Source organism: Fusibacter paucivorans, assembly GCF_018390735.1.
Taxonomy (GTDB): domain Bacteria; phylum Bacillota; class Clostridia; order Peptostreptococcales; family Acidaminobacteraceae; genus Fusibacter; species Fusibacter paucivorans.
On sequence record NZ_JAHBCL010000062.1, the window covers coordinates 1 to 8,444 of the forward strand.

Consider the following 8,444-nt stretch of genomic DNA (forward strand, 5'->3'; position numbering starts at 1 on the left):
TCCAATGTATGAACCCTTCTTTGAAATGACAAACACACCCTTTCGAAATGACATCGATACTGACGCTCTGTACCTATCAAGTGATATGAGTGAAGTGCTTTCCCGACTGGAATATGCGGCAGCAAGGCAACTGTTTGCTGTCGTCACGGCCGATGTTGGCTGCGGCAAGTCAACTGCCATTAGACGGTTCACCAGTAAACTTTCAAAAGAGAACTATGAAATCTTATATTTATCAGATTCAAAACTGACGCCAAGGTGGTTCTACAAAGGTCTACTTGATCAACTGGGCATAGAATCTAAATTTTATCGCGGTGATGCCAGGCGTCAACTTCACCAACAACTTGAAATCATTCATGGCATCTATAAAAAGCACGTCGTTACGATTGTTGATGAGGCACACCTTCTTGCAAAAGAAACCCTTGAGGAAATCCGTTTCCTACTCAACACCAAGATGGATTCGCATCAGCCAATGTCGCTGATCCTCGTTGGTCAGAACGAACTATGGGACAAGCTCAAGCTTCAGCATTATGCAGCCATCAGACAACGTATCGATCTCAAATGTGAAATTCCTCAGTACGATCTTTCTCAAACACATGAGTACATCGCTGCTCATCTGAGCTACTCTGGTGGAGCAAAGGAAGTTTTCACTGATAAAGCAATCGATGAAATCTACCGCTATTCTGCAGGATCAGCTAGGGCTATCAATAAACTTTGCACGCATGCTCTGATTTATGCGGCACAGCGTGCCAAAAAGCTCATTGATGACCATATGATTCGTGAAGTCATCGCAGGGGAACTTCCATGATTATTGGGCTGCAGTAACACTGCAGCCACTACACGCATTTTTTGAGGCAAGATAAGCGAGCTAGCTACGGCAAGAGTTATGAGCTAGGCAATGACAGAACTAGAAATCAGAAACAAATGGGTAATCGACTTAGATATTGAGCAATTCTTTGATAAGGTAAATCACGATAAGTTAATTCAAATTCTTAGAGAACAAGTAAATGATAGCAGTGTCCTTAACCTCATACGCAAATATTTAAAAGCAGGAGTAATGGAGAAAGGAATTGTTAAAGCTACAAAAACTGGCGTACCGCAAGGCGGACCTATTTCAGTTATACTTTCAAATGTGTATCTTGATAAGCTAGATAAGGAATTGGAGGAGCGTGGTCTGCGTTTCGTAAGATACGCAGACGATGTGCTGATATTCACGAGAAGTGAAGTTGCAGCAAATAGGGTTATGACTTCAATATCTAGTTGGATAGAAAGAAAGTTATTTCTGAGAGTGAATGCAACAAAATCCAAAGTAGTAAGACCGATGAGAAGTAAATATCTAGGATTCACGTTCTTGAAGAACGGTGGAGAATGGAAAGTAAAGCCCACAAATGAGAAGAAAGCGAAATTATATCAAGTATTGCGTGAGTATCTCAAAAGAGGAAAAGCAATATCAAGACCCTTAGCAGTTACTATAAAAAGAGTAAATCAAATTGTTATGGGTTGGATAAATTACTTTAGAATCGGAATGATGAAGCAATTTATGAACGAGTTTGGTCAATGGCTAAGACATAAAATAAGAGTGATTGTTATAAAACAATGGAAAATGCCAAAGACCATTTTCAGAAATCTGTCTTACTTGAATAGAAAATATAAGAATGGATTTAATGCAGAAAGCATTTTCAAAGTTGCAAACTCAAGGCTTGGTTGGTACAAAAGATGTAGTATGGATGTAGTGAATTATATTATAAATCCTACACTGCTAGAAACAAAAATAAAGGATGGAGCTGGTTTGCTCAATCCTTTAAATTATTATCTAAGAAAAGTTGGAATATAAGTTGTAGAGCCGTATACGCGACCCGTACGTACGGTTCAATGAGAGGGAAATAGTTCTTAGCAATTATTTCTCTACTCTATTTTTCTTCTGTTGTTTTAAAGCGAATTGAAAAGCTTTTTCTTCCTCACATCGTTTTTTTGACGCTATTTTACGATCAAGTTTTACCTCTTCTTGTCCTAACTTGATTGCCTGCTGGGACTTTGTACCAATGGTTGCGTTTTTTAATTGTTTTTTTACTTCCCTTTGGCGACGCTTTGGATTTACTTTTTCTTTCTCCTTCATTTTAAATTCAACAGTTGGACCAAACCGAAGATTGTAGTAATTGGAAAGCACAAATTTTTCAACCTCGTAGTCTTTTGGTTCTGCACCAAATGTGACTTTACATACGCTAAGTTTTCCTTCTTGTCTTTTTTCAAATACACCAATCCAGAATGGTTCCTCAAACAATACCTGCAATGTTTCACATACTTTGTCCATTTTATTCCCTCCTTAAAGAATTAGATGAACAAAGAATGGACAACCAAGGAGGCAGGTTACTGACAGCTTATGCTGCACCCGGACTACCTACCGGGACGTGTTTTTATCTTTGTGGTTTTATTATAACACATAAAAAATGACATTCAAGTTAAAATTATCCACGTAGTGCCTTTAAATCTGGACCTTTTCCTTCTAACATATCCTTTACTCTCTTTCCGATTAAGGTGGAGTAAATTGGGTGCGTTAATATGTAGAAATCTTCGTCTTCAATTGCATTAAATACGCTCATACCAATGCTGTCAACCGGAATTCCTGTGGTCACTACATGTTCTGCGATTGCCTGATGCATTTTAAAAGAATCGCTTTGATAATATGGATCTTCCACCGCTGTAAAACGTTCTGGTCTATGTTTTTCATAATGATGCAAATCCGTTTGCACAAATCCTGGGCAAAGCACAGATACCTTTATATTTGCATTTATTTTTTGCAAATCATAGCTTACACTTTCCGAAAGTGCTACAGACGCATGTTTTGTTGTATGATATGCTGGCATTCCGTCTGATGTAATGAGGCCTGCAACAGAAGCTGTATTAATGATATGGCAAGGAGTTCCTTGCTTTAACATGATAGGAATGGCAAGGTTCATTGCATATACCTGACTCATGACATTAATGCTTACAATCCAATCCCAGTCACGCATTGGAAGCTCCCAGATATAACCTGGAATTGCTACACCTGCATTATTAAAGAGTAAATCAATCTGTCCAAAGTTTTCGATGGTAATATCCACCATCTTTTTTACTTCTTGGAGAAGGCTTACATCTGCTGTAAGAGAAACTGCTACCGCACCCATAGACTCTACTAATTTCTTTGTGCGCTCAACATCTTCACCTTCAATATCAACTAGAACCATTTTCATATTACGAATGGCACATTCTTTTGCTATTTCAACTCCAAATCCATTTCCCGCACCGGTAATTACTGCTACTTTTCCTTTAAAATCCTTCATATTTGCTCTCCTATCCTCCGCCTTAACGGCACTATACTAAAATACGAATGCTTTACCAAATCCATCTGCTACTGCTTCCACAATACTTCCGCCTCTTAATGCATCTCCAATAACACGAACCTCATCAAACGAAGCTTCAAATTCCGCAACCATGTCTCTGCGAGGGGTAACACCAAGCGCAAGTACAACCGTATCTGCTTCTACTTCCATTTTTTGTCCGTTTGCAACATTAACAACAAGTACACCTTTATCCGTAACCGCTGCAAGTCTATGACCTGGCAAAATCTGTGGATTGAACTTTCTGAATCTTCCCATTAAATCCATTAAAATGGATGGATATATTCCAGGTCCAATTGTCTTAGCCATTTCGATTAAGGAAACGCTATGGCCTTGCTCTGCCAATGTTTCAGCAGTTTCACATCCAGTTAATCCGGAACCAATCACGGCAACTTTTCCTACAGCTTTTACTTTTCCACTAAGTACATCTTCTGCTGTCACTACTTTGCTATTTTCAATACCCGGTAATTTCGGAACAACTGGTGAAGCTCCACAGGCAACAAAAACTCCGACTGGATTTAATTCTTTCACCATTTCTACCGTTGCATTGGTGCCTAGGCGCACTTCAATGTTATTTTTTTCTACTTGTGTTTTCATTCCGTTTTTCAGTAATGTAATTTTTTCTTTTAATAAAGGTTTATCTGCAATGTTTAATGTACCACCAAGTTCAGCGCTCTTCTCAAATAGAACTACTTTATAATTTCGTTTCGCTAATACTAAGGCTGCCTGCATTCCGCCTGGTCCGCCTCCGATTACTGCAACCACTTGATTCTCTCCATCTTTTTCGTAATCTTTATATTCAAGCTCTCGTCCAACTCTTGGGTTAACAGCACATGAAATGTGTTTTCCTGTATTTAAAGTCTTAAAACAGTGTAGACATCCAATACAGCTTCTGATTTCATCTTCGCGTCCGGTTTTCGCTTTCTTTGCCCACTCTTCATCGGCTAACTGTCCTCTTCCGATTCCAATAAAATCACAAACTCCCTCTTCAAGGAGCTGCTCTGCTACGCATGGCTGTTTGATATTGTTGACTGCAATCACAGGAATTTTTACATTTTTACGTATCTCCGTAGCCAAATGTTTTTTCCAACCTTGTGGATAAGAGCCTGGCTCGACAATGGTTGCACCAGATTCATAGATACCAGAACTAACATTGATTGCATCGACTCCATAGCTTTCCAGAGTGCGCGCGATTTTGATGGAATCCTCTAATTTTAATCCACCTTCTACGAATTCGTCTCCACTGATACGAACACTGATTGGGAAATCAGGACCACATAAATGTTTGATTGCTGTAATCATCTCTTCCAAGATACGAATACGGTTATGGAAGCTTCCGCCGTATTTATCCGTTCTCTTGTTAGTATATGGAGATAAAAACTGATCAATCAAATAGCCATGTGCGGCATGAATTTCTACTCCATCAATACCTGCTGACTTTGCTATAACTGCACCCTTTACGAAAGCTTTCATAATGCCTTCACATTCCTCCGTAGTCAGAGCTCGAGGCATTTCTTTGACTACATTACACATAACAGCAGATGGAGCTACGATTTGCTTTCCATCAAGTAATCTACTATAGGTCTGTCTTCCTGGATGATGTAGCTGAACAAATATCTTTGCATCATATTTATGTACCGCATCTGCTAGTCTTTGAAGTCTTGGGATGTCTTTCCCATCTGTTACTGCTAATTGATTGGAAGTTCCCACACCGTAGATATCATCAACTCTTGTGATCTCCGTTATAATGAGACCGCATTCTCCTTTGGCACGTTCTTCGTAATAGCGAATCATTTCATCACTTGCTTCACCGGTAGAACTAGCCAGTGAAACGCCCATGGCAGGCATCACGATACGGTTCTTTAGTTCAAGTTTACCAATCATTCCTTTTTGAAACAATTTTTCATACTTCATTTTTAAAATCCTCCTTATACTTTGACTTGTCAGGCTTTTCGTTTCTTGTTATAATATTAACACACCCAAATACCGTTATAAACGGGTGCTTTGAACGAATGAATCTTGTTATGTTTGTGCTAGTTGCACAGTATGGAAAGGAGCATATTTTATGCAGTTTCGACATATCATGGAGAACTTAAAATCTGACTACAAAATAACAATTGTAAGTGATGCAAATGTTGATAAAATTACGGATATTCAGCTATTGGATCCAAAAGCTAACAGTTTTGAAGATGGAATTTTATACATTGGAGACTTATCCTCTCTTAACCCGAAAATTTTACTCCCAGAACAATTAATTTCCATTACCCCCCTTACCAAACAGTCTTTGCCCAACGGAAATTTTGCCATCATACAACCAGAAGACCTCTCTTCTGTATTCAATTATGTGCACCGATTATTTTATGAATCCCTGCAGTTATCCAATGACTTTTCACAACTCATTGCTATGTCCATCCGTGGTGATAATGGGCAAACAATTGTAAATGCTGCCGCGCAGAAACTAAAAAATCCAGTCATCGTAATTGATACTGGATTTAAAGTGTTACTCTATTCAGATAATTTTGAAATAACAGATCATCTATGGAAGGAAAATATTGCGCGTGGTTATTGTACTTACGAATTCATTACTGCTGTCAATGAAATCATGGCAAATACGGTTTCTCCGATTAATTCAATCTCGTATATTCTAAATTGCCCGGCTTCGCCTCATAGCAAATTATGCAGTAAAATTTTTTGGAATAATTCATTAATTGGCTATACGATTATGCTCGAAGAAAAGACACCTCTCAATTTAATGCAACGTGAAATGCTACCAAACATTAGCTATGTAATGAGCGATATATTAAGCAAAAATCCTGATTTTGCAGGTATTCATGGATCACTCAAGAGCATTCTACTTTACCATCTGTTAGATGATAAGCAGTTCGAAAACATATCCATTCGAATGAAAGCTTCCAAAATAGAGCCTCCAAAGAATATGTGCTGTCTTGTCGCTGCATGCGGTACATTATCCGATGAGAAGCAATGGGAAAGTTTTGCCCTGGAACGACTCTGCCTTGTCTTTCCTCAGGCCTACATCACCCATTACAAAGGTTATATTGTGGCATTGATTGCATTATCTAATACACTCGATTTGAAAGAAACAGAAAAGAAAAAACTTCGTGAACTTCTTCCAAAAGTCTCGAAAAACCTTTATATAAGCCAGAATTTTACTAATATTTTCAGCTGTCGAAATTATTTTGAACAATGTCTTTTTTTACATAATTTATCATTAAAATTGGATATGTCGGATACCATACTTTCTTATGATGCATTTGCTTTTTATGATTTGCTGTCACACTATCCAAATCAAAAGGATCTATCCGAATTTGTAAATCCAGCACTTAAAATATTAAAGCAATATGATGAGAAAAATAGTACATTCCTTTATGAGACGCTCAGAAAGTACATCGAATGCCAGTATAATGCAACTCAGACCGCTGCTGCTTTATTTATTCATCGCAATAGTCTTTCCTACCGAATGGAAAAAATAGAAGAGCTGACCCGAATCAACTTAACGGATTCGAATCAACTCTTCCACATAACTTCTAGCTATTATATTGAAAATTATCTTTCTTAGCTCTTAATCTTTATGAATGGGAATTAAAACAGGGGTTTCTTTCTTTTTACAATTTGCATTTTTATAAGGAGCTCCCAGCATATCTGCAATCAGCGGAAGGCATTCTTTTGGAATGTCTTTTGCTGCCTCAAACATCTTTGAAAAATGTTCTCGATAAATGTAGTCCGAATATTCCTGATAGACCCGTCGTCCATACTCGGTTACTTGAATGATGACTTCTTTCCGATTATCGGCAGTATGAAATTTTTCCAGCAACTGTTTTTGTTCCAGCTTATTAACCAATTTGGAAAAATTACTGGTCGTAATTCCAAGTCTCATTGCAATCTGTTTCATATTTTGGTGTAGTTCTTCATTTTCTAACAAGTATTCAATCACTTGAATCTGGGCATATGAAATTGGAATATCCGTTCCCGGAATGCCTTCCTTTTAATGACATAATGGTCGATGCTAGCATTTTTTTCACTTTCTTCATCATATCACTCCTTTTCATGTGTATGTGGAAATTATACCAACTGCTTTTCATTTTGTAAATATTGTCTTAAATATATGCTATATTTTTTTAGTAGCAATGCTATAATGCATTAATACATATACTGGCAAACATAATGATACTGAGGCTTTGTATCAACATCTATCATGCATCCCAGATCATCGACTGGCACACCAATTATTTCACTTTCGAAATCTTTCCAGAGCTCACGAAGCCCTCCCTCTGACTTAAAATTTAAAATATCTGTAATAAAATCAGTCGATATAAGCGGTGGATGTTTTCGATATCCTTTCATCGTTGGGAATACAATTTTTGCATTTTGATATTCCATGGTTTCTCGCACCTTTAGAAAGGTATCAAGATGAATAGCCGGCATATCTCCTGGCAAAAGATAAAATGCATCACAACCTTTGATATTATTTACACCAATTTTTACAGAATCAAGCATCTGCGTACTTGCATAATTTCGGTTATAAACAACCTGAATCTGCTTCTTTTTATATCCTGCTCTATCAATAACTTCCTCTATTTTATCTCCCTGGTATCCGAGAACAAGCGTAATGGTTTTAACACCTGCGGCAAGCATGCTATCAATGCTTTGTTCTATCATCGTTTTATTATTTATCATTAACAATGGTTTAAATTCTCCCATTCGACTAGACATTCCTGCTGCCAGAATAAGTCCATTTACTATCATTTTCACCTTCCGTTCCGCAACTTCTTATAAAGAAGAACTTGCAAAGACCTCCCCATATGCTACAATTTTTAAAAAAGGAAAGGATTTATTTATATGAATATACTCCCAGATTTTCTCTCTCAAATTCAGACTCTTTCTACTATTATTAATGACTACCATTTTATTTATCGATCCAATGATTTAACTGGTCTTCTGTCAAGAAAAAGGACAACTTAAACGTAGAATCTTTAAACAACTTTTATGATTACTAACTGACAAATTCAAGTTCATAATCGTAGGGTGATATCATACCGCAATGCGAATGTA

8 protein-coding genes are annotated in these 8,444 nt (G+C 37.5%); 3 read left to right on the forward strand and 5 right to left on the reverse strand.

The genetic code is table 11. The features are described 5' to 3' along the window. Positions 1–805: ExeA family protein (locus tag KHM83_RS19160; protein ID WP_343213182.1), on the forward strand; the 805-nt coding region annotated here is incomplete at its 5' end. Between the two features lie 90 nt (positions 806–895). Continuing rightward, positions 896–1,831 carry a reverse transcriptase domain-containing protein gene (locus tag KHM83_RS19165; protein ID WP_213238646.1) on the forward strand — a complete coding sequence of 312 codons (936 nt, stop codon included), beginning with the start codon at positions 896–898 and terminating at the stop codon, positions 1,829–1,831. 63 nt (positions 1,832–1,894) lie between these two features. Here KHM83_RS19165 and KHM83_RS19170 read toward each other — a convergent pair whose 3' ends face one another. The 3 genes from KHM83_RS19170 to KHM83_RS19180 form a co-directional block, all read right to left on the reverse strand. Continuing rightward, complete coding sequence (locus tag KHM83_RS19170) at positions 1,895–2,308, reverse strand: YjdF family protein (protein ID WP_213238647.1); 414 nt, start codon at positions 2,306–2,308, stop codon at positions 1,895–1,897. Between the two features lie 154 nt (positions 2,309–2,462). Continuing rightward, on the reverse strand, positions 2,463–3,317 hold the full coding sequence (locus KHM83_RS19175; protein ID WP_213238648.1) for an SDR family NAD(P)-dependent oxidoreductase: 855 nt from the start codon (positions 3,315–3,317) through the stop codon (positions 2,463–2,465). A gap of 36 nt (positions 3,318–3,353) precedes the next feature. Then, positions 3,354–5,288, reverse strand: a complete 1,935-nt coding sequence (locus tag KHM83_RS19180) for an NAD(P)/FAD-dependent oxidoreductase (RefSeq protein WP_213238649.1) — start codon at positions 5,286–5,288, stop codon at positions 3,354–3,356. A 151-nt stretch (positions 5,289–5,439) separates the two neighbouring features. Here KHM83_RS19180 and KHM83_RS19185 point away from each other — a divergent pair, with 151 nt between their 5' ends. Further along, the gene (locus KHM83_RS19185; RefSeq protein ID WP_213238650.1) at positions 5,440–6,951 is read left to right on the forward strand and encodes a PucR family transcriptional regulator; all 1,512 of its coding nucleotides are present in this window, start codon (positions 5,440–5,442) and stop codon (positions 6,949–6,951) included. 3 nt (positions 6,952–6,954) lie between these two features. Here KHM83_RS19185 and KHM83_RS19190 read toward each other — a convergent pair whose 3' ends face one another. Together KHM83_RS19190 and KHM83_RS19195 are read right to left on the reverse strand one after the other, a co-directional pair. Continuing rightward, on the reverse strand, positions 6,955–7,368 hold the full coding sequence (locus tag KHM83_RS19190; protein WP_343213183.1) for a MarR family winged helix-turn-helix transcriptional regulator: 414 nt from the start codon (positions 7,366–7,368) through the stop codon (positions 6,955–6,957). A gap of 164 nt (positions 7,369–7,532) precedes the next feature. Then, the gene (locus KHM83_RS19195; RefSeq protein ID WP_213238652.1) at positions 7,533–8,138 is read right to left on the reverse strand and encodes a nucleotidyltransferase family protein; all 606 of its coding nucleotides are present in this window, start codon (positions 8,136–8,138) and stop codon (positions 7,533–7,535) included. Positions 8,139–8,444 lie beyond the last annotated feature (306 nt).

Coding starts and splice junctions, on each gene's coding strand:
- KHM83_RS19170 (WP_213238647.1), bottom strand. CDS start 2,308: ATGGACAAAGTATGTGAAACATTGCAGGTATTGTTTGAGGAACCATTC.
- KHM83_RS19175 (WP_213238648.1), bottom strand. CDS start 3,317: ATGAAGGATTTTAAAGGAAAAGTAGCAGTAATTACCGGTGCGGGAAAT.
- KHM83_RS19165 (WP_213238646.1), top strand. CDS start 896: ATGACAGAACTAGAAATCAGAAACAAATGGGTAATCGACTTAGATATT.
- KHM83_RS19180 (WP_213238649.1), bottom strand. CDS start 5,288: ATGAAGTATGAAAAATTGTTTCAAAAAGGAATGATTGGTAAACTTGAA.
- KHM83_RS19185 (WP_213238650.1), top strand. CDS start 5,440: ATGCAGTTTCGACATATCATGGAGAACTTAAAATCTGACTACAAAATA.
- KHM83_RS19195 (WP_213238652.1), bottom strand. CDS start 8,138: ATGATAGTAAATGGACTTATTCTGGCAGCAGGAATGTCTAGTCGAATG.